Source organism: Gemmatimonadales bacterium (genome assembly GCA_030697825.1).
Taxonomy (GTDB): Bacteria; Gemmatimonadota; Gemmatimonadetes; order Gemmatimonadales; family JACORV01; genus JACORV01.
Genome location: JAUYOW010000094.1, coordinates 1 through 20045, shown reverse-complemented (window position 1 = coordinate 20045; position 20045 = coordinate 1). Strand labels below are relative to the sequence as shown.

Annotated in this window: 22 protein-coding genes; 8 read left to right on the top strand and 14 right to left on the bottom strand. The window is 69.6% G+C overall.

Annotation, left to right across the window (positions count from 1 at the left end):
• On the top strand, positions 1–2395 hold a 2395-nt coding region (locus Q8Q85_04800; protein ID MDP3773566.1), incomplete at its 5' end, for a protein kinase.
• Positions 2396–2496: 101 nt separating this feature from the next.
• On the opposite strand, the gene Q8Q85_04795 is transcribed toward Q8Q85_04800, so the two are convergent.
• The 10 genes from Q8Q85_04795 to Q8Q85_04750 form a co-directional block, all read right to left on the bottom strand.
• Positions 2497–2922: a hypothetical protein gene (locus Q8Q85_04795; GenBank protein ID MDP3773565.1), complete on the bottom strand. Its 426-nt coding sequence runs from the start codon at positions 2920–2922 to the stop codon at positions 2497–2499.
• Entirely contained in the window at positions 2919–3374 is a 456-nt protein-coding gene (locus Q8Q85_04790) for a peptidylprolyl isomerase (GenBank protein MDP3773564.1), read from the bottom strand. Before Q8Q85_04790 ends, Q8Q85_04795 begins: the two co-directional genes overlap by 4 nt.
• A 41-nt stretch (positions 3375–3415) precedes the next feature.
• Positions 3416–3895: a GreA/GreB family elongation factor gene (locus Q8Q85_04785; GenBank protein ID MDP3773563.1), complete on the bottom strand. Its 480-nt coding sequence runs from the start codon at positions 3893–3895 to the stop codon at positions 3416–3418.
• A gap of 9 nt (positions 3896–3904) precedes the next feature.
• Entirely contained in the window at positions 3905–5962 is a 2058-nt protein-coding gene (locus Q8Q85_04780) for a thioredoxin domain-containing protein (protein MDP3773562.1), read from the bottom strand.
• Positions 5963–6032: 70 nt separating this feature from the next.
• Positions 6033–6374, bottom strand: a complete 342-nt coding sequence (locus Q8Q85_04775) for a HEAT repeat domain-containing protein (protein MDP3773561.1) — start codon at positions 6372–6374, stop codon at positions 6033–6035.
• 1 nt (position 6375) lies between these two features.
• The gene (gene nth / locus Q8Q85_04770) at positions 6376–7107 is read right to left on the bottom strand and encodes an endonuclease III (GenBank protein MDP3773560.1); all 732 of its coding nucleotides are present in this window, start codon (positions 7105–7107) and stop codon (positions 6376–6378) included.
• Positions 7082–8806, bottom strand: a complete 1725-nt coding sequence (gene polX, locus Q8Q85_04765) for a DNA polymerase/3'-5' exonuclease PolX (protein MDP3773559.1) — start codon at positions 8804–8806, stop codon at positions 7082–7084. The genes nth and polX overlap by 26 nt, the downstream gene beginning before the upstream one ends.
• 10 nt (positions 8807–8816) lie before the next feature.
• Positions 8817–9473: a hypothetical protein gene (locus Q8Q85_04760; protein MDP3773558.1), complete on the bottom strand. Its 657-nt coding sequence runs from the start codon at positions 9471–9473 to the stop codon at positions 8817–8819.
• Positions 9474–9515: 42 nt separating this feature from the next.
• On the bottom strand, positions 9516–10364 hold the full coding sequence (locus tag Q8Q85_04755; protein MDP3773557.1) for an alpha/beta hydrolase: 849 nt from the start codon (positions 10362–10364) through the stop codon (positions 9516–9518).
• A 40-nt stretch (positions 10365–10404) separates the two neighbouring features.
• A complete protein-coding gene (locus Q8Q85_04750) occupies positions 10405–11670 on the bottom strand; it encodes a M20/M25/M40 family metallo-hydrolase (protein ID MDP3773556.1) in 1266 nt (421 codons plus the stop codon).
• 57 nt (positions 11671–11727) lie between these two features.
• Here Q8Q85_04750 and Q8Q85_04745 point away from each other — a divergent pair, with 57 nt between their 5' ends.
• Both Q8Q85_04745 and Q8Q85_04740 read left to right on the top strand, forming a co-directional pair.
• The gene (locus tag Q8Q85_04745; protein ID MDP3773555.1) at positions 11728–13626 is read left to right on the top strand and encodes a serine/threonine-protein kinase; all 1899 of its coding nucleotides are present in this window, start codon (positions 11728–11730) and stop codon (positions 13624–13626) included.
• 6 nt (positions 13627–13632) lie between these two features.
• Entirely contained in the window at positions 13633–14838 is a 1206-nt protein-coding gene (locus Q8Q85_04740; GenBank protein ID MDP3773554.1) for a hypothetical protein, read from the top strand.
• Here Q8Q85_04740 and Q8Q85_04735 read toward each other — a convergent pair.
• Positions 14835–16073, bottom strand: coding sequence for an adenylate/guanylate cyclase domain-containing protein (locus Q8Q85_04735; protein ID MDP3773553.1), 1239 nt, complete (start codon positions 16071–16073; stop codon positions 14835–14837). The genes Q8Q85_04740 and Q8Q85_04735 overlap by 4 nt on opposite strands.
• A gap of 49 nt (positions 16074–16122) precedes the next feature.
• On the opposite strand from Q8Q85_04735, the gene Q8Q85_04730 reads away from it, so the two are divergent.
• The 5 genes from Q8Q85_04730 (at position 16123) to Q8Q85_04710 (ending at position 18715) form a co-directional block, all read left to right on the top strand.
• On the top strand, positions 16123–16638 hold the full coding sequence (locus tag Q8Q85_04730; GenBank protein MDP3773552.1) for a GNAT family protein: 516 nt from the start codon (positions 16123–16125) through the stop codon (positions 16636–16638).
• Between the two features lie 69 nt (positions 16639–16707).
• On the top strand, positions 16708–17280 hold the full coding sequence (locus Q8Q85_04725; protein MDP3773551.1) for an SET domain-containing protein-lysine N-methyltransferase: 573 nt from the start codon (positions 16708–16710) through the stop codon (positions 17278–17280).
• Positions 17277–17837 carry a GNAT family N-acetyltransferase gene (locus tag Q8Q85_04720; GenBank protein MDP3773550.1) on the top strand — a complete coding sequence of 187 codons (561 nt, stop codon included), beginning with the start codon at positions 17277–17279 and terminating at the stop codon, positions 17835–17837. The genes Q8Q85_04725 and Q8Q85_04720 overlap by 4 nt, the downstream gene beginning before the upstream one ends.
• An 87-nt stretch (positions 17838–17924) precedes the next feature.
• On the top strand, positions 17925–18548 hold the full coding sequence (locus Q8Q85_04715; GenBank protein ID MDP3773549.1) for a TetR/AcrR family transcriptional regulator: 624 nt from the start codon (positions 17925–17927) through the stop codon (positions 18546–18548).
• Entirely contained in the window at positions 18545–18715 is a 171-nt protein-coding gene (locus Q8Q85_04710) for a hypothetical protein (protein ID MDP3773548.1), read from the top strand. Before Q8Q85_04715 ends, Q8Q85_04710 begins: the two co-directional genes overlap by 4 nt.
• 102 nt (positions 18716–18817) lie before the next feature.
• Here the strand turns inward: Q8Q85_04710 and Q8Q85_04705 are convergent, their stop codons facing one another.
• The 3 genes from Q8Q85_04705 to Q8Q85_04695 all read right to left on the bottom strand — a co-directional run.
• A complete protein-coding gene (locus Q8Q85_04705; GenBank protein MDP3773547.1) occupies positions 18818–19045 on the bottom strand; it encodes a hypothetical protein in 228 nt (75 codons plus the stop codon).
• A gap of 44 nt (positions 19046–19089) precedes the next feature.
• A complete protein-coding gene (locus tag Q8Q85_04700; GenBank protein ID MDP3773546.1) occupies positions 19090–19659 on the bottom strand; it encodes a YaiI/YqxD family protein in 570 nt (189 codons plus the stop codon).
• Positions 19557–20045, bottom strand: a 489-nt coding sequence (locus Q8Q85_04695; GenBank protein MDP3773545.1) for a hypothetical protein, incomplete at its 5' end; no start/stop codon positions are given. The genes Q8Q85_04700 and Q8Q85_04695, both read right to left, overlap by 103 nt.

Genomic DNA, 20045 nt, shown 5'->3' with positions numbered 1-20045 from the left:
GGTGGAAGATGCGGTCCGCATCGCGACCGAAGTGGCCGGCGCGCTCGACTACGCGCACCGGCACGGCGTCGTGCACCGGGACATCAAGCCGGAGAACATCCTGCTGCACGACGGCTCGGCGCTGGTCGCCGATTTCGGCATCGCGCTGGCGGTGAGCAGCGCCGGCGGCGGTACCCGGATGACCGAGACGGGGATGAGCCTCGGCACGCCGCACTACATGGCGCCCGAGCAGGCGATGGGCGAGCGGGAGATCACGCCGAAGGCTGACGTGTACGCGCTGGGCTGCGTGTTGTACGAGATGCTGACGGGGGAGCCGCCGTTCACCGGGCCCACGGCGCAGGCCATCATCGCGCGCGTGATGACCGAGGCGCCGCGCTCGTTGACCCTCCAGCGCCACACCATCCCGCCGCACGTCGATGCCGCCGTGGGCATGGCGCTCGAGAAGCTGCCGGCCGACCGGTTCGCGTCCGCCGCGCAGTTCGCGGAGGCGCTCGCGAAGCCGGGGTTCGTCTCCCTGGCGCAGGCGGCGCCCGCGGCCCCGCTTGCACCGTCCCGCTCGCGCGGGAGGATGGCGGCCGGCCGGCACCTGGCACCGTGGCTTCTCGCAGTACTCGCGGCCGGCGTGGCGATCTGGGCGCTCGCGCGGCGCGAACCGCTCAGGCCGGTGGCGCGGTACGGGCTCGAGCTTCCTCCGGCACAGGCGCCGCTCGTGGAGCGGGCGTTCGCCGTGTCACCGGATGGCTCCCGCCTCGTGTTCGTGGGCCCCGGCCCCGACGGCTCACAGGTCTGGGTCAAGGCGCGTGACCGCTCCGATGCCACGCCGCTCGCCGGGACCACCGGCGCCTCCACCTTCACGGTTTCCCCCGACGGCGAATGGCTCGCGTTCGTTCAGGGGGGGCAGCTCAAGAAGCTGCCGTTCCTCGGCGGGGCCGCCATCACGCTCGCCGACTCGGCATCGGGTGCCGGCCTGGCGTGGCTGGACGACGGCAGCATCATCTATGTCGCGCCGGGCGCACGCGAGCTGCGGCTGGTTCCCGGTGTCGGCGGACCATTCACGCGCGTGTGGCAGCCGGACCCCGCGGACGCCGCCGCGATCATCGGCCGATATCCCACGGCGCTGCCCGGCGGCCGCGGCGTGCTGTTCAGCCGGTGCACGGGTGGCGGATGCGTCCCCGAGCAGGATCTGTGGGCGCTGGACCTGCGTTCGGGGCGAGCGCGCCGGGTGGTGACGGGCGCGGCCATGGGCTGGTACCTCCCGACGGGAGACCTGATCTACGTGCGCCGAGACGGCGGGATGTTCGCCGTTCCCTTCAGCCTGCGCGGGCTCGACACGCGCGGCAATCCGGTGCCGGTGCTCGACAGCATCTCGGTGCTCAACGACGTCCTCCCGCTGGTGGCGATCTCGTCGGAGGGCACGCTCGTGCTCCGCCTGGGCTCCTCGCTATCCTCGCGCATGCGGTACGAGATGGTGTGGGTGGACCGCACCGGACGCGCGACCTTGACCGACTCGGCGTGGGCATTTCGGCTCACGGTGTTCGGCGGCAACAGCGGCTGGGCGCTGTCGCCCGACGGCAGGCGGATGGCGATCGGGCTCGCCACCGACGCCGGCGACGACGTGTGGATCAAGGAGCTGCCGCGCGGACCGCTGTCGCGCCTCACGTTCGACAGCATGCCCGAGTTTCGCCCGCGCTGGATGCCTGACGGCCGGTCGGTCATGTACGTGAAGTACGGGACGGGTGGTGGCGAGCTGTACCGTCGGCGTGCCGACGGCACCGGCGCCGACGAGCAGGTCCTGCATCTGGCGCAGGGCATCTACGAGGGCATCTGGTCGGAGGACGGGCGGTGGCTGGTGCTCCGCACCGGCGGCACCCTGGGCCAGACGGGCGGACGCGACATCTTCGCGCTGCGGCCGGGCGTGGACAGCGCGCCCGCTCCGCTGTTGATCACACCGTTCGACGAGGCGGCGATCGCGCTCTCGCCCGACGGGCGCTGGCTGGCGCACGAATCCAACGAGACCGGGCGGACCGAGGTCTACGTCCGGCCGTTTCCCAACATCCAGGCCGGGAAATGGCAGGTCTCCGTCAACGGAGGAGTCGCGCCGATGTGGTCGCGCAACGGGCGGGAGCTGTTCTTCGTCAACGGCAGCCGGGAGATGGTGGTGACGCCGGTGACGCCGGCATCCGGGGCTCCCCAGCTCGGCGAGCGGCGGGTCCTGTTCCGGTTCCCGAACGACCTCTACCTGGCGGACCACGAGAACTACACTCCGTACGACGTGGGCCCGGACGGCCGGTTCATCATGGCGCGCCGCGTGCGGTCCGACGCGATGCGGGCGGCGCCGCTGGTCGTGGCGGAAAATTGGTTCGCCGAGCTGCGGCAGAAACTGGGGAGGCGCTAGCCGCACCATGAGCGACCCCGCCGCCCGCCTGACGGTCGCCCTGGCCGACCGCTACGCCGTCGAGCGCGAGCTCGGCGCGGGCGGGGCGGCTTCCGGCACCTTCAGTTGATGGATGGCGGCGCCGGGTGCGCGGGCGCCGGCATCTGACTGACCGTGATCGGCACCTGGGCGGCGAGCTGGCCGTCAACGTCGATGTCGAAGGTATACACGCCGGGCTTCTCCAGTGGCACGTCGAAAGCCAGCACCGCGCCAGCCTCGACTTCCGTGATGCCCGCCGGCGGCTCCCCTATCTGCACCAGACCATCGCCGCGGAGCACCTCCCGGCCATCGCCGTCGTTCAGGGTTATCACGATGGGATGATCTCCGATCTCGGTGCGGCGCCCCTTGAGACGCAGAACCAGGTGCAGCCGCGGATGCACCGCTGGAAAGCGCTCGACCCAGATCCGCTCGAAGATCCCCAGCACGGAAAGCTTGCCGGCCTGGTCGATCAGCGCATGATCGCAGGCGAGCGCGAGATGGACCTTCACGCCTCGGTGACGCGGATGGAATTGACGACGTCGCCCTGCTTGATCTTGTAGACCACGTCCATGCCCTTGTCCACCTTGCCGAAGACCGTGTGCACGCCGTCCAGGTGCGTCGGGCTCGCGTGGCACACGAAGAACTGCGAGCCGCCGGTGTCCTTGCCGGCGTGAGCCATCGAGAGCGAGCCGGCCTCGTGCTTGTGCGGGTTGCCCTTGGTCTCGCACTTGATATGGTAGCCCGGGCCTCCGGTGCCTACCCGCGGATTGTTGGCGTCCTTGGACAGCTGGTCGCCGCCCTGCGCCATGAAGTTCTCGATCACCCGGTGGAACCGCGTGCCATTGTAGAAGCCACTGTTGGCGAGCTTCTCGAAGTTGGCCACCGTGCCAGGCGCCTCGACCGGGAAGAGGTCCCCCTCGAAGCTCCCCTTCGCGGTATCGAAAGCAAAGCGCTTCTTCACGTGTCCCTCAATGTCGGAAGTGGAAAGTCGTAGTGTGGGGACTACTGGGCCCCGAGCTGGTGAAAGGTCACCAGCTCGAGGATCCTGAGCTTTCGCGTGCCGCCCGGCAGTTGCACGACGACCGTATCGCCGACCTTCTTCTCCACCATCGCGCGCCCCAGCGGCGAAGCGATGGAGATCTGCGTCGGGTCGTCGAAGTTCATGGTATCGGGAATGACCAACTCGAAGTTTTCGGTCGTCTTGGTCGCCTGGTCTTCGACCACGACCTTCGAGCCGAGGCCGACACCGTCGATCGGGAGCTTCGAGAGATCGATTGAGTTGATCTTGGCGAGCCGCTGGCGCAGGTGGTTGAGCCGGGCGGACACGAAGGCTTGCCGCTCCTTGGCGGCGTGGTAGTCGCCGTTCTCCTTGAGGTCGCCAAGCTGGACGGCCTTCTTGAAGGCCGCGGGGAGGGTCACGTTCAGTTCGTGGTTGAGACGCTCGATCTCTTCACCGAGCTGTTTCTTGGCTTCATCGAGCATCAGGGAATGCTACCGCCGCCGCCCGAAAGTCTCCAGCGTCTCGCGAAGATCGGCAGGTGCTCTCACCGGGGCTGCACACGCTTTCCCTGCGCAAACCAGCGCGACCGGCGGCTCGACCCCCTGCACCGGCGACGACTCCTTCCGCACTACGGCTTTCCGGGGGCGGAAGAAGGCGATTGCTTCCGAGACAAGATTTGAGCTGCTAGTAGTAGTATCAGCTACTACTATCTTACAGCCACCGTTGAGCAGCCAGTCCAGGGCCCGGAAATAGGCGCCGGCGTGGAGTCCCAGCTCTTCCGCGGCGCCGCCAAAGGCTTCGAGGGACCTCTCCGCCTCCCGGAGGAAGGGAAGTTCATCGGTGATCGTGTGGAGCCTCAGGAGCACCAGTGCGGCGACCGAATTCGGCGCCGGCGTGGGCGCGTCCTGGATCGGTTTGGAGCGCGTGGTCAGGAAGCCGGCCCCCTCGGCGTCACGCTTGTCGAAGAAGCCGCCGCCATTAGGATCCAGGTAGTACGCGAGCATCATGTCGGCCAGCTCTCGGGCGCGATCCAGCCACCTGCCGTCGCCGGTGTGCTCGTACGCGGCGAGGAACGCGGAGGCCGCCTGGGCCTGGTCGTCGAGCAGCCAGGGGCCGGGGGGGAGCGGGGAGCGGGGAGCGGTACCTTGGGTGGCCAACCGATGAGGCATCCCCTGGCCGGGGACGAACGCTTCGTTCCACAGCCGCTCGCAGGTCTTCAGGGCAAAGGCGACGCAGTCGGCGCGACCCAACGCCGCACCCGAGTCGAAGAACGCCTCCGCCATCATGGCGTTCCAGCCGACGTAGATCGTGCGGTCCACGAACGGCGCAGTCCGCTTCGCTCGGGCGGCCCCCAGCTTGGCCTTGGCGCTCGCGAGCAGCGCTTCGACCTTCGATTCTTCGACCTTCAACTCTTCAGCCAGCGCCTCGACGCTTCGAGCCACCCACAGGACGTTCTTCGCGGGATCGTGATGCATCTCCCCTTCCGGGTAGATGTCCCACCGCCGCCGAGCGACTTCCCACTCCTCGGCCGAGAGCGCGGTGCGCGCCTCGTCCTCCGTCCAGGTGTAGTAGTCGCCGTCGTCGTTGTGGCCGACGTCCGCGTCCTGCGTCGCCGCGAAGCCGCCGCGCTCCCGGTCGCACAGCACCTCGAAGCTCCATCCCACGATCCCCTCGGCCACTTCGCGGTAGAGCGGGTTGCCGAGCGCGGCGTAAGCGTGCGCGTAGGCCTTGAGCAGCTCGGAGTTGTCGTATGACATCTTCTCGAAGTGGGGCACGACCCATCGCTCGTCCACTGAGTATCGGTGGAACCCGCCGCCGATCTGGTCGTAGACGCCGCCGCGCGCCATCCCGCTCAGGGTCTTCTCCGCCAGCTCCCGGAGCCACGGTTCGCCGGTGTCCCACCAGCGCGCGAGCAGGAACTCCACCGCCGCTGGGTGCGGGAACTTGGGTTGGGTGCCGAATCCGCCGTACCGCCAGTCGAACAGCCGCGCCATCTTCTCGGCGGCCTGGCTGAGGAGTGCGGGTGAGAGGTCGCCGCGCGACGCCTCGTTCAGCGCCTGGCCGAGGTGATCGCGCACCTGCTTGGCGGTCGCCGCGACCTTGTCGCGCTGCTCGTGGAAGGTCTCGAGTACTCGCTCGAGGACGGCGCGGAAGCCCGGCCGGCCGTATCTGCCGTCGGGCGGGAAGTACGTGCCGCCGTAGAAGACCTCGCCCTCGGGCGTCAGGAGGGCGGTGAGGGGCCAGCCGCCCTGGCCGGTGAGCGTCTGCACGGCGCGCTGGTAGCGCGAGTCCACATCGGGGCGCTCGTCACGGTCCACTTTGATGCAGACGAAACGCTCGTTGAGGAACGCGGCGAGGTCCGGGTCTTCGTACGACTCGCCGTCCATCACGTGGCACCAGTGGCACCACACCGCGCCGATGTCGAGCAGGATCGGCTTGTCCTCCGCGAGCGCGCGTGCGAACGCCTCATCGCTCCAGGGATGCCAGTGGACCGGCTGATGCGCGGCGGACGTGAGGTACGCCGACGCCTCGTTCGCGAGACGGTTCATGCCGCCTGCGCCAGTCGGCGGTTTGCCGCGAACTCCGGTCCGCCCCTCGGTCTCTTGGTCCGTCCGTCTTTCACTCACGACTCGTCGGCAGGATTCCCGGCATCTCACCGGACTTGAACCCCAGCCGCGTGAGCGCGCCGACCGCCGCCTTCTTCACATCGTGGTCGTCGTCGTACGCGCCGGCGCGCTCGAGCACCGCCTTGGCGCTCCGGTCGCCTATGAGGCCGAGCGCTTCGGCTGCAGCCCGACGCACCGGCGCGGACGGGTCTTCGACCAGCACGAGGCTGAGGTCCTTCACGAACTCCTTCTTCTTGGCGACGCCCAGCGAGCGGGCCGCTTCGCGCCTGACCACCGCGTCGCGGTCCCTCAGCTGCTGGAGGGCGTCCTCGCTGCCGCCGGAAGACTTGCTCATCTCACACCTCCGACGACGGGCACAGGTCGGCGATCGGGCAGATCTCGCACTTCGGCTGGCGCGCCGCGCAGATGGCGCGGCCGTGGTGGATCAGGGTGTGCGCGAACTGAGTCCACTCGGCGCGCGGCACGACTTTCATCAGGTCCTGCTCGATCTTCACCGGGTCGGTGTGCCGGGTGAGTCGAAGGCGTTTGGCGATGCGCCCGACGTGGGTGTCCACCACGACGCCCTCGTTCTTCCCGAAAGCGGTGCCCAGGATGACGTTGGCGGTCTTGCGTCCCACGCCCGGCAGCTCGGTCAGCTCGTCCATGGTGGCGGGCACCTTGCCGCCGTGCCGCCCGAGCAGGGCGTTTGCCATGCCGAGTATGCTCCTGGTCTTGTTGCGGAAGAACCCGGTGCTCTGGATCTCCTTCTCGAACGTGGCCGGATTCGCGGCGGCGTAGTCCTTGGCGCTGCGATAACGCTTGAACAGCGTCTTCGTCACGATGTTCACGCGCCCGTCGGTGCACTGCGCCGAGAGGATCGTCGCGACGAGGAGCTGGAGCGGGTCACGGTGGTCGAGCGCGCACTTCGCTTCGGGGAAGCGGGCATACAGCCGCTCGACGATCGGCCCGATGCGCTGAGACGCTGAACGGATGGCCGGACGGCCGAGCCCTTTCGTCCGGCGATCGCGTGATACCGCCGCACCGCCCTTCCGTCCTACCGCCTTACCGCCCTTTTCTCGCTTCGACATGCTTCAGAAACCCCTCCACGTCCCGCGTGTTCAGGATGTCCCGCGCCTCGAGGCCGGCCTTCCGCGCGATGCCCACGCCCACGTCCACGTTGGCGAGGCCCGCGACGGTGTGCGCGTCCGCGCCGATCGAGATCGCGACGCCCGCGTCGCGGGCTTCCCCGCCGAGCCGCCAGTCGAGGTCGAGCCGCTGGGGGTCGGCGTTGATCTCGATCGCGACGCCGCGCTCGGCCGCGCCCCTGATGACGGCGTGCATCTCGATCGGGTATGGATCGCGCGAGAGCAGGAGCCGGCCGGTCGGGTGGCCCAGGATGGCCATGTGCGGGTCGTCCATCGCCTTGAGAACGCGGGCGGTCATGGCGGGCTCGTCCATGTCGAGCCGCGAGTGGACGGAGGCGATGATGAAGTCGAACCGGTCCAGGAACTCGGCGCCGTAGTCGAGCGATCCGTCGGCGAGGATGTCCGCTTCGACACCCTTGAGGACGCGAATCCCCGGCGAAGTCCGGTTCAACGCGTCGATCTCCCCGTGTTGCTTCGCGATCATCTCCTCGCGCAGCCCACCGGCGAAGGCGGCGTTCTCCGAGTGGTCCGTGATGCCCACGTATAGATACCCCTCGGCCCGGCAAGCCCCGGCCAGCTCCGCCACGGTGTTGGTCCCGTCACTGTACACGGTGTGGCAGTGCAGGAAGCCCAACAGGTCGGCTCGGTCCACCAGCACGGGGAGCGTGCCGGCCGCGGCGTGCGCGAGCTCGTCCTTGCCCTCGCGCAGCTCCGGCGGGACTACGCCGAGGCCGAGAGCGCGGTAGAGGGCGGCCTCGTCGGGGCAGGGCACGGCGTCACCGTCCCTGGAGAGCCCCGACGCGTCGAGCACGAAGCCACGACCGCTCGCGTGCGCTGCGAGCTGCACCAGGTGCGTCGCGCTGCCGGTGGCCCAGGCGAGGACGGGCCCGAAGCTTTCCGGCGCGCCGCAGTAGATGTCGGCCACGGTGCCGTCCTCGAAGTGCACCGTGAACGCGGCGTCGCCCACTCCAACGACGTCGCGCACCGCGGAGAAGCCGGCCAGCCGCTCGCTGATCTCGCGCGGCGCCGCGGTTCCCCCGACGGCCAGGTCGATGTCGCGCACGATCTCGCAGCGCCGCCGCACGCTTCCGGCGATCTCGACGGCGGACACGCCCGGGAACGCCAGGATGCCGCGGCGCAACTGCTCCGCCTGCCGGTGCGCGTGGTGGAAAAGGCGGAACTGGCCGGTGCGGCGGAGGTACGCGATCCCGCGCAGGATCTTCTCCGCGGTCCTGCTGCCGAAGCGCGGGAGCGCGGCGAGCCGGCCATCGTGCGCGGCGACCTCGAGCTCGGCCACGGTAGAGATGTCGAGCTGCTGGTGCAGCGCGCGGATCTTCGAGACTCCCAGGCCCGAGATGCGCATCATCTCGACCAGGCCGTCCGGCACGTCGCGGCGCAGTGCTTCCAGCGTGGTGGAGTGGCCGGTCGCCAAGAGGTCGCGCACCACGTCCAGGGTGCCGGTTCCGATGCCCTTGACGTCGCCCAGCTCTCCAGTGCGCACCGCGTGCGCGAAGTCGCCGGCGAACCTCTCCACGGCGCGCGCGGCGTTCCGGAAGGCGCGGACCTTGAATTCGTTGTCGCCCTTGAGCTCGAGGATCGACGCGATCTGTTCCAGAACGTGCGCGGAGGCGTGCTTGTCCATCACCCGGATTCTAACTCTCCGCCGCGGCGAGGGCGAGCAGCGCGAGCGCCGCGGATTCGTGCGGATCGGCCACCGAGAACAGCTTCGCACGAAGGCCGCCGGGGATCAGGCTGGTGAAGGCAGGAGTGCCGTCGGGGCGCAAGCCCGGAGCGGGGGCGGGAAGGTCGAGCCCACATTCGATAGTGGTGAATCCCTCGCGCTCCGCGCGGAACCCGAGCACGGCCAGCACCCGCACCGATGTCGATGCCGCGACGGCGAAGAGGCCGTCAACCGGCTCGTGCGGTGCGCCACGCTCCGGCTCGGCCCAGACGAGGCGTTCGGGGAGCTGGATGTACGAGACGAAGGGTTTGGGGTGCATGGCGTAGGGTGTGGTGGCTTCCAGCGCCGCGCGAAGGGCAGGCTCCGCGATGCGGGTCACGGGCCAGGCCCGACCCCAGTGGACGTAAAGCATGTGCAGGAGCGCGCCGTACCCGTTCACGGACTCGGCCGGCGCGTCTTCCGGGACGAGGTCGCGCAGCAGCTGGCCGACCGTGCCGTTCAGCAGGAACGCGTCGCGCTCCAGGGCGTCGGTCTTCGCGCCGGCGAGCGCCTCGCGGATCTCCTCGAACCGCTTCTCGCCGAGCGCCTGGACCAGCGCGGTCCAGGGGAGCGGCCGCTCCGCGCCCATCAGCTGCCGTCCCCGCAGACGCTACACCCTACATCCCACACCCTACACCCCGCCTTTCGGCAGAAACTCATCCAGCACCCTCACGAACTTCCCTGTCTCCTCCGCATACAGCGCATGTCCCGAGTCCTCGAACACGACCAGTCGCGCGCCAGGCATCCTCGACGCGAGTGTCTCCGACGCGGCCAGGGGGACAGGGTCGTGGCGTCCGTGGAGGATCAGCGTCTCGGCGCGGATACCGCCGAGGCGGTCCCGGAAGTCCATCCCGCGCAGGCCGTCCCACACGGCGTGCTGGGCGCGTGAGCTGACTCTGAACGGCGTGAGGTTCCTGGCGCGCGAAGGCTCCCTGAAGTAGCCCGCAACCGACAACTCGAACGCGCGTTTCCAGAAGCCATCCGGGTCACGCCCGCGGAGGCCGGACCTGGAGAGTTCGGCGCGCGCCTCGGCGACCTCCGGCGCGGCCTGCCGGCGATCGAACTCCTCATTGAACTGCTTGCGGGCCTCAGGATAGGTGGGCGCGGGGCCAACGAGCGCCAGGCGCTCCACCAGGTCCGGGTGGTCGAGGGCGAAGAGCAGTGCGAGCAGCCCGCCCCAGGAGAAGCCCAGTAGGGTCGCTGGAGCGCCGGCCTGTCCTCGCACCACCCTTTCGAGATCGGCGACGTGCGCGCGCCAGTCGAGCGGGACCTCGCGTTCCACGGGTGATTGCCCGCCGCCACGCTGGTCGTAGTAGAGGAGGGTGCGGCCCGCGGCGAGCAGGTCGAACTGCGGCCGGAGATAGTCCTGGGACGCGCCGGGACCGCCGTGCAGCGTGATGATCGTGGGACCGCCGTCACCGTACCAGCGGGCGAAAAGTCGCACGCCGGAAGCGCCGGGGATGTGGGCGGTGCGGTCCATCACCGACAGCGCGCCGGCGCGCCGGCGGGCCGGCGCGCGGCTAGCTCCTGCGGCCGAGGATGACAGTCGCGGTCTGGGTCCGGTCGCCCCGCTTGAATCGGACCTCGACCCGATCCCCCGGCCGGTGTGCGACCAGCGCGTTCTGGAAGTCCTGGAGGTTCGCGATCGCCAGGTCTCCGATGGCGGTCAGGACGTCGCCCTCGCGCAGGCCCGCGGCTTCGGCCGGGCTCCCGGAGCGAACGCCCGAAAGCCGGACGCCGCCCGGCTCGTCGGTCATGTCCGGGATGGTCCCGAGGTACGGCCGTTCGCCGGTGCCGGCAACGGGGGCCGCCGGCGGAGGCGCGTCCACGAAGGTGAGCCACGAGGGCCGCGCCGCGAGGCGGCGCGTCAGGTCCGCCGCGAAGTCCGCTACCGCGACGATCCCGTCGGCGTTGATCTTCTCCCAGTCGTCGCTGGGCCGGTGGTAGTCCTCGTGCAGGTCGGTGAAGAAGTGCAGCACGGGGCGGTGCTTGGCGAAGAACGACGCGTGATCGGACGGGCCCCAGCCGTCCCCCGAGGCGCGGACGTCGAGATGCGCGCGCGCGTTCACCGAGTCGAGGAGCGCGTCCCACTCCGTCGCGGTGCGCGACCCGAGCGCGAGGAGCCGGTTGTTCCGCATCCGGCCCACCATGTCGAAGTTCAGCATCGCGAGCATCGAATCCATCGGCATGGCCGGGTGGTCGGTGTAGTACGCGGACCCGAGTATGCCTTCCTCTTCGCCGCTGAAGAGCACGAAGACGATGGTGCGCGCGAGGCGTGGGCGCGTGGCCGCCAGGACCCGGGCCACTTCGAGCACGGCGGCGGTGCCGGAGGCGTTGTCGTCGGCGCCATTGTGGACCTGGCCGGCCGAATCGGGCGCCAGCGAGCCGAACGGTCCGAGGCCGAGGTGGTCGAAGTGCGCGCCGATCACAATGTCCTGGCCGGCGAGCCGTGGGTCGGACCCGCGCAGGATCCCAACCACGTTCTTCGTGGCGCGGCCGTCCACTCCCGCCTGTCGCGTGCCGGTGGTGTTCCCGACCGTCCACGCCTGGAGGTACGTGCCGCCATCGCCGCCGGGCGCGAGGCCGATCTGCCGGAACCGCCGCGCGAGGTAGGCCGCGGCCGAATCGTTGCCGGGCGAGCCGGTGTATCGCCCGCCGAGCGAGTCTGAGGCCAGGTAGCGGATGTCCGAGAGGATGCGCTGGGCGCGGGGCGTGGTGGCGGTCTGGGCGTCGAGGGGCGCCAGGGGCAACGCCAGCGCCAATGCCAGTAGCGGTGTGGTCTTCATGAGGAAGGAAAGGTAATATCTGGCACCCCTTCGCGGAGAGCTAGGAGTGTCGGCCCGGTGACCGCTGCGCTCGATCCCCTCTTCCTTTCCTTCCAGTCCGCCGTTGCGGGCCGGTATTCGATCGACCGCGAGCTGGGACGCGGTGGGATGGGCGTCGTCTATCTGGCCAAGGAAGTGGACCTCGACCGCCCGGTCGCGATCAAGTTGCTGCCTCCCGACATGGCCGCGAACGCCGCCCTGCGCGATCGCTTCCTTCGCGAGGCGCGTACCGCCGCGAAACTCTCGCACCCCAACATCATCCCGATCCACGTCGTTGACGTGGTGGATGATTTCGTCTTCTTCGCCATGGCTTACGTGGACGGCGAAACCCTCATGGAGCGGGTGCGGCGGCGCGGGCCGCTGCCGCCCTCCGAGGCGGCGCGGGTGCTGCGCGAGGTGGCGTGGGCGCTGGCCCACGCTCACGCGCACGGCGTGGTGCACCGCGACGTGAAGCCCGACAACATCCTCCTCGAAACGGGCACGGGCCGCGCGCTGGTGGCGGACTTCGGCATTGCGGCTGCGGGCGGGGGCTCGGGTCCCGAGATCGCCGGCACGCCGGAATTCATGAGCCCGGAGCAGGCGCTCGGCAAGACCGTGGACGCGCGCAGCGACATCTACTCCTTCGGCTGCACGGCGTACTTCGCGCTCTCGGGCGCGCTGGCGTTCGAGGGCCGGTCCGCGACCGAAGTCCTGGCCAAACAGGTGACCGAAGCGCCACGACCGCTGGTGACCGCCGCGGGCGCGGTGCCCCGCAAGCTCGCGCAGACGGTGGAGCGTTGCCTCGCGAAAGACCCGGCGGAGCGGCCGCAGAGCGCCGAGGTCGTGGGCGAGCAGCTCGGCTTGGCACTGGAGCAGCGCCGGGAGCTGCCGGTCGCGCTGCGCGCCTTCGTGAAGCACAGCGCGCGGCTCGACGGCGGAGCTGCTCTGATCTACCCGTTCGGGTTATTGATCGGCGCCGCGTGGGTGGGCGGATGGGCCCAGTCGGTCACTGCGGCGTTCGGCACACTGATCGGCGGGATGACGCTCGTGCCGGTGACCGCGCTCGTCAATCGCGCGCGGCGTCTGCTCAAGCAGGGCTTCGGACACTCCGACCTCGCGCCCGCCTTCAAGGCGGAGATCGAACAGGGACGGGAAGAGCGGGCCGTTGACGCCGGCCACGGTCCGTCGTTGGTCGAGCGGTTGTTGCGGATCGGCAGCGGCCTGGGATTCGGCGCGGCCGTCGTCACATTCACCTTGCAGTTCACGTTGGTGATGGCGCCGATCATCCCTCTGATAGGCTGGCTCGTCGGCTGGGCCAGCGGCATCGGGGCGCTCATCCTCCTCCAGCGCCGCCGGGATGTTGACGCGGAGTTCTACAGCAAGCTATGGACTAGTGGCGTCGGACGGGTGCTGTTCCGCGTCGCGCGGCTGTTCGCCTCGCAGAAGATGCTGGCGTCCTCGATCACCCACCGGCCCACTGAGTTGTCCATCGGCATGGCGGCCGAGCAGCTCTACCAGGGCCTGCCCAAGGAGACGCGTCAGGAGCTGAAGGCCCTCCCTGACGTGCTGCGCAAGCTCGAAGGCGACGCGCAGCGGCTTCGGAAGCGGCACGACGAGCTTCAGGAGGCGCTGCCCGGCGGAGGCCGTGAGCGGACCGCGGCAGGGAGCGACGACGTGGACAAGATCGCGCAGCGGCACGATGATGCCGTTGAAGCGGTGAAGGAGGAGCGGGACCTCGTCCACGCCAAGTTGGCCAGCACCGTCGCGGCGCTCGAGACCATCCGGCTGAACCTGCTGCGCCTGCATGCCGGTTCCGGCAGCGTGCAGAGCCTCACCACGGATCTCGGTCTCGCCTATGAGGTCGCGAAGGAAGTAGACCTCTTGCTCGAGGCGCGACGCGAGGTGGACGCCCTGTTGGACGACCCGAAAGGAAGGTAGAGGCCGGTGTTCATCGGACCCCTCGCGGTGGGCTTCGGCTTGAAGCGCTGGGCGCAGCGCGACGCGGACCGGACCGTCGCGCTCGCGCTCCTTTTGGGCACGGTCGCCGGATGCTTGCCGCGCTACGTGCCTCCGGCGGCGAGCCCTGGCGAGCGGCCGGCTGCCGGCCCGGCCGCCGCTCCGGCCTTACGGGTCTCGTCGTCACCGGTGCCCGGCGTCACACTCACCTCCCAGACCAGCGGGACGGCCGCGCTGCTTCAGGCGGTGAGCGCCGCCAATGAGCGCGTGGTCTGGGTGAGCGGCCATGCCGCCACCTATGCTCGCACCACCAACGGCGGGGCGACCTGGCATTCGGCCACGGTCCCCGGCGCCGACTCGCTCCAGTTCCGCGACGTGTACGCGGTGAGCGCGCGCACGGCCTACCTGCTCGCCGCCGGGCCCGGCGAGCGCTCGCGCATCTACCAGACGACGAACGGCGGGCGCAGCTGGCGGCTCCAGTTCACCAACCCGGACTCGAGCGCCTTCTTCGACTGCTTCGACTTCTGGGACCGCGACCACGGCATCGCGGTGAGCGACGCGGTTAATGGCCGCCTCGTCATCATCACCACCGGCGACGGCGGCGCTACCTGGACGCGGGTGCCGGACGCCGCCATCCCTCCCGCGCTGGCCGGCGAGGGCGCCTTCGCGGCGAGCGGCCACTGCGTCACCGTTTCGCGCGACGACTATATCCTGAGCGGCAGCCGATTGGCATGGGTGGGGACCGGCGCCGCCGAGGGAGCCCGGGTCTACCGGACTACCGACGGCGGCGCCGCGTGGGAGGTGTTTCCGACCCCCGTGGTGCACGGCGCCTTCTCGGGGATCGCGGCGGTGGCCTTCCGCAACCCCTCCCGCGGCCTCGCGTTAGGCGGCCAACTTGGCGTTGCGGAAGGGCGGAGCGACAATGTCGCGGTCACTGAGGACGGCGGCCGGACCTGGCGCATCGCCGCCCCGCCGACGTTCACCGGGGCCGCGTACGGTGCGGTGTACGTGCCCGGCGCGAGTACGCCCACGGTGGTGGCCGTCGGGCCGAAAGGGATGAGCTACTCGGGGGACGAGGCGGGCAGCTGGACGAGTCTCGACACCCTGGCCTACTGGAGCGTCGGCTTCGCGAGGCGCACCGGCTGGGCCGTGGGGCCGGGCGGACGGATCACCAGGATCGACCTCGCCCGCTAGATATCGTACCCGGAGAGCTCGACCCCGGAGACCTTGAAGGTGAGCGAGGGCCGCTCACGGTTCGCCCCAGCCTGCTTCGCCACGGCACCGCTGATCCGGATCTTCCCGAACTCCCCGACGTCCTGCGCCAGCTTCGACGCGATGTTCACCGCCGAGCCGGCGATGTCTCGGCTCCCCGGCCCCAGCTCGAAGACCAGCACCGGCCCCACGTCTATCCCGATCCGGCACTGTATCCCCTGCTCGGCAAGCGCCTGCCGGAAGCCGCGCGCGAACTCGACCGCGGCCCGGCACTCCGGGAACGTGTAGATGCCTATGAGGCCGGAGTTCTTCACCTCGGCGCCCTGGACGTCCCGTAGCAGCGCGCCCCCGATGCGCTTCGTCGCCGCGGTGAGGGAGAGGTCGTTCAGCACCGCGACCTCGGGGATGTCGGGCTCCTCGCGCTCGCGCTCGATCAGCACGACCGCCAGCTCCTGATAGGCGGGCCTGGGTGCCACCGAGTCGCGGCGAGTGCGCGTGTACGTCGAGAGCCCCTCGAAGAAATCGGAGGAATAGGGCGCCGGGTACCTGGTGTCGGTGGCGTCGAGGCCTTCGAGCTTCGGGCCGCCCGTCACGCGGTAGATCCCGCCGAACGCCGCGGCGATGTCGCGGCGCGGGCGGAGCGTGAAGCCGTGCTCGTCCGGCAGCCCCCGCACCAGGTCGTCCGTGATGACCAGCTCCCCGCCCTCGGTGTGCGCCTCCGCCACCGTCTCCACGCGGTCGGCGTCGGGGCCGTAGACGCCTGCGCCCAGCTCGAAGAACTCGCCGGAGTGCGCCGCCATGCCGATCCCGACCTCGCACTCCTTCACCACGCGGCCCATCGCCGTGAGCAGCATGGCGACGATGCGCTCCACGGCGATGCCCGCGTCGTAGAACATCTGGGTGTTGTCCGCGACCCAGACCCCGATGCTCCTGCCGTGAATGGCGCGTCCGTGGGCGTGGATGAGCTCCTTGGGGTGGTTCACCATCGCGAGGATCTCGATCAGTGGCCGCTCGTGCGTCATCAGCGTCAGCCCCGCCGAATCCGACGAGACGATCGTGCCTCGCAGGGTGTGCGGGCCGAGTATCGCGCGGGCGACCTCGCGGGTCTGGGCGCTGTGGGTCCACTGCGCTATGGTCTCGAGCGGCAGGGTCTCGCCCGCGCCGCTCGGAAGATCGAAGAACCCCGGCGGAAAGCGGTCGGACGAGAACTTTGCCATATTCGTCTATAGGGCAGCGAATCCCGGGAAACCGCAAGGTGGGACCCCAGTGGAGCTGAAGCTCGACCGGTGCACAGTGCGTTCCTTCCGGGCCGGCGACGCCGAGTCCATCGCCGAGCATGCGAACAGCCGCGGCGTTTGGATCAACGTCCGCGACCGTTTTCCGCACCCCTACACGCTGAAGGATGCCGAGGCGTACCTCGGCCGCGTCATGGCGACGCGCCCGGAGACTTCGTTCGCTATCGACGTCGGCGGCGCGGCGATAGGAGCTATCGGTATCGAGCCGGGCGAGGGGGAGTACCACGGCAGCGCCGAGATAGGCTACTGGCTGGGCGAGGCGTACTGGGGACGTGGCATCGCTACGGAGGTCCTGCGCGCGATGACCGAGTATGCCTTCTCGACCTTTGGGCTCCACCGCCTCGAGGCCATCGCTTTCGAGTGGAACGCCGCCTCGGCGCGGGTAATCGAGAAGGCCGGCTACCAGTTCGAGGGGCGCCTTCGCAAGAGCATCCTGAAGGCCGGCAAACCGGTGGATGAGCTGGTGTACGCGATCGTAAGGGAGTGACCGCTGTGACCGAAGACGCGCGGTCCTAGCTTTCCGCTCGTGGCCCGCGCGCCCAGGCACCCACCTTTCGTGATCCGCGGCTCCGGCATCCAGGGGAAGGGCGCGTTCGCCACGCGCCGGATCCGCAAGGGCACCTGGATCGTCGAATACACCGGCGCGCGCATCACGCATGAGGTGGCCGACCGCATCTACAACGACGGGTCCACGCACACCTTCCTCTTCACGGTGGACGAGCACACGGTGATCGACGCGACGGAGGGCGGCGGCGATGCGCGCTTCATCAACCACTCGTGCGACCCCAACTGCGATGCGTGGAACGCGGAGGGCGAGATTTGGATCGTCGCCTCGCGGGACATCGAGGCGGGCGAGGAGCTGACCTACGACTACGGGCTGAGCTGGGCCGGCGAGAGCGAGGTGGAGGCGTTCACCCGGTACGCGTGTCGATGCGGCGCGGCGAGCTGCCAGGGGACGATGTTGGTGAGGGGAAAGGTGAGGGGAGAGGTGAAGAGAGGTGAGAGAGGTGAGAGAGGTGAGGCGTGGGGGTTCCCGCTGATGGAGCCGGGAGCCGGGAGCCGTTCCTCACGGAAGCGGGGAGCGGGGAGCGGTACCTCCCGTGGCTCCGGAGAGGTTGCGGCGCGGTGAGCGAGCTACGGCTGATTACAGAACGGCTGGAGCTGGTCGCCGCGACGCATGCCTCGGTTCGGGCGCAGATCGACGAGCCGGATCGCTGGGCACGGCTGCTGGATGCGCGCGTGCCGGACGGTTGGCCTCCCGAGCTGACGGAGGACGTGTGGGAGTACACGGCCGAGCGGCTGGCCGAGGGGACGGACTCTGAGGGGTGGTGGACGTGGTACTTCGTGCTGCGGCGGGACGCGGACGGAGGACGCGTCGTGATCGGCTGCGGCGGGTACAAGGGCAGACCCACTCAGGACGGGACGGCCGAGGTGGGTTACTCCGTCATGCGGCAGTATCGGCGAGCGGGGTACGCGACGGAGGCGGCTCGTGCGCTGGTCGGCTGGGCATTCGGGCATCCCGAGGTTACGCGGGTGTGCGCAGAGACGTATCCTGACCTGGTGCCGTCCCGGGGCGTGATCGCGAAGCTCGGCTTCGGCTTCGAGGGCCCCGGATCGGAGGAGGGGGTGGCTCGTTACAGCATGACGAGGGAGCTGTTCGAGAAGAACACCATTGCGACATCATAACTACTACCGTCACGATATCAACACATCATCAATTCGACACTGCTCCCTTATCTTGACAAAACGAACGATCGTGCTATTATGGCGACCATGAGCAAAGGCGCGGAGACTCGCCAATCGATCCTCGAGCACGCGGGGAGGCTCGCCAGCCAGCTTGGAGTCGAGGGTGTCACAATTGGCCGGCTGGCCGTGGATCTGGCGCTCTCCAAGAGCGGCCTCTTCGCGCACTTCAAGTCCAAGGAAGCGCTCCAGCTCCAGCTGCTCGAGTTCGTGCGTCTCCGGTTCGTGCAGACGGTGATCGAGCCGGCGTTCACGCGGCCGGCGGGTGAAGAGCGGGTCCGGGCGATCTTCGATCACTGGCTGGACTGGCCGGAGCGCAGCGCGTTGCCGGGCGGCTGCTTCTTCGTGGCGGCGAGCTTCGAGCTGGACGACCGGCCGGGTCCGGTGCGGGACCGGCTGGCCAAGCTTCAGGGCGAGTGGTTCGACACCCTGGCGCGGGCGGCCCAGAGCGCGATCAAGCGTGGCCAGTTCCGGGCCGATCTCGACCCCCGGCTCTTCGCCCACGAGATGTACGGCCTGATGCTCTCCGGGCACCTGTCCACGCGACTGCTGAACGACCCTGACGCGAGGGAGCGGACGTGCCGCGCCTTCGCCGGACTCATGGCCCGCTCCCGGGCGAATTCGGGGGACGAGGCGGAAAGGAACCAGCCATGACCACCAAGCTGATGGTTGCCGAGATCGGCAACTGGGTGCGCTGCTCCAACTGCACTGAGCCCATCCTGGACCCGCACGAGTCGGCCGGCGGGCTGTGCCCCAAGTGCGAGCTCGACGCGGAGCTGTTCAACAGGGAGTGGCGGCTGGACCGCCTCGATGGGTCCTAGGCGGGACTCGATGGCGTCCCGCCTGGGGTTGCAGGGCCGCCTGTCCGCCCTCCGCTACGGTGTTCTCACCAGCGGATCGATCATGGCGCTCAGCAGGACGACCTAGATCGAATCGGCCCGCGCGATCGATTCCGCCTGGGCGACGTGCGCGTTCTCCAGGTCCTGCGCCCCCTGGGCCTTCGAGATGCCCGGCGCCCCGGGCAACCCGGACGCCCCGATCACGCTGTCGTGCTGGCGCTGGGTCAGCGTGTCCGCGTTCTGCATCCTCGGCGTATCATGCTTCGAGCAGGCGGACAAGAGCAGGCACAGCAGCATCGCTCGGTATCGCATGGCATTCCTCCTCAGTGGCACCCCAACCTACGCGGGGGTGGCCGTCAACGCACGTCCTGACGCGACCGCAGCAGCCGCGTCAGCACGCGGTCCAGGGCCGCGGCGAAGGCCTGCCTGGCCCGGGTGTCAAAAGGGGGAGGGCCGCCGGTCACTGTGCCGCCCATGCGCAACTGGTCCGAGAAGTCGCGCATCGAAAGCCGCTCCCCGATCGTCTCGAGCGTGTGCTCGTCGCCACGGGGATCCAGTACGGCGACTTGCATCGGCACCAACAGCGCCGCGAGCGGAATGTCTTGGGTGACGACCAGGTCGCCGGCCTCGGCATTCTCGGCGATGTACCGGTCGGCGACGTCGGGGCCGCCCTCGACCCGGACGGCCGTGACCAAGGGATTGCCCGGCGGAGGGTTCAGCCGCTGGTTGGCCACGAGTACCGTGGGCACCTGGAGGCGGTTGGCGGCGCGGAAGACGAGCTCTTTCACGTTGCGCGGCGCGGCGTCGGCATCGATCCAGATTCTCAGAGCGGCTCCAGGTTGGGGCGCTTCGGCCCGCGGCCGTCGCTTGACGAGCCGCCCCTGACGTGCCCCCAGGCCCACGGCAGGAAATAGCGGCGCCCCCATTGGATCTCCGCGGCGATCCGCTCGCGCGTGGTGGGCGGCGCCACCGGCGGCAGCGGCTGCGCCCACGCGTCGTCGGTCCCGGGAAGTCCGAGCGCGTGGGCCAGCGCCGCGGCGATCCGGGTGTGCCCGACCGTGTTGGCATGCAGCCGGTCCGGGCTCCAGAGCCGCGGGTCGGAGGCCACCGGATGCGCCGCGAGATCGACCAGAACGGCGCCGGTGGACGCCGAGACGCTGCGCAGCGTCTCGTTCAGCAGGCGGATGCGCCCGGCGATCGGCCTGGCGAGCGGCAGAACGGGCGTGAGGTCCGGGAGCGTGAAGGTGAGGACGGTGGCGCCGCCCAGGATGAGGGTGCGCTGCATGTGCTCCACGTCGCGCGCGAGGGCGCC

Excerpts from the sequence above, each read along its gene's own strand:
- Q8Q85_04785 (MDP3773563.1), bottom strand. The coding sequence starts at position 3,895 with ATGCTCGATGAAGCCAAGAAACAGCTCGGTGAAGAGATCGAGCGTCTC.
- Q8Q85_04780 (MDP3773562.1), bottom strand. The coding sequence starts at position 5,962 with ATGAACCGTCTCGCGAACGAGGCGTCGGCGTACCTCACGTCCGCCGCG.
- Q8Q85_04775 (MDP3773561.1), bottom strand. The coding sequence starts at position 6,374 with ATGAGCAAGTCTTCCGGCGGCAGCGAGGACGCCCTCCAGCAGCTGAGG.
- nth (MDP3773560.1), bottom strand. The coding sequence starts at position 7,107 with ATGTCGAAGCGAGAAAAGGGCGGTAAGGCGGTAGGACGGAAGGGCGGT.
- polX (MDP3773559.1), bottom strand. The coding sequence starts at position 8,806 with ATGGACAAGCACGCCTCCGCGCACGTTCTGGAACAGATCGCGTCGATC.
- Q8Q85_04760 (MDP3773558.1), bottom strand. The coding sequence starts at position 9,473 with ATGGGCGCGGAGCGGCCGCTCCCCTGGACCGCGCTGGTCCAGGCGCTC.
- Q8Q85_04755 (MDP3773557.1), bottom strand. The coding sequence starts at position 10,364 with ATGGACCGCACCGCCCACATCCCCGGCGCTTCCGGCGTGCGACTTTTC.
- Q8Q85_04750 (MDP3773556.1), bottom strand. The coding sequence starts at position 11,670 with ATGAAGACCACACCGCTACTGGCATTGGCGCTGGCGTTGCCCCTGGCG.
- Q8Q85_04735 (MDP3773553.1), bottom strand. The coding sequence starts at position 16,073 with ATGGCAAAGTTCTCGTCCGACCGCTTTCCGCCGGGGTTCTTCGATCTT.
- Q8Q85_04715 (MDP3773549.1), top strand. The coding sequence starts at position 17,925 with ATGAGCAAAGGCGCGGAGACTCGCCAATCGATCCTCGAGCACGCGGGG.
- Q8Q85_04710 (MDP3773548.1), top strand. The coding sequence starts at position 18,545 with ATGACCACCAAGCTGATGGTTGCCGAGATCGGCAACTGGGTGCGCTGC.
- Q8Q85_04705 (MDP3773547.1), bottom strand. The coding sequence starts at position 19,045 with ATGCGATACCGAGCGATGCTGCTGTGCCTGCTCTTGTCCGCCTGCTCG.
- Q8Q85_04700 (MDP3773546.1), bottom strand. The coding sequence starts at position 19,659 with ATGGGGGCGCCGCTATTTCCTGCCGTGGGCCTGGGGGCACGTCAGGGG.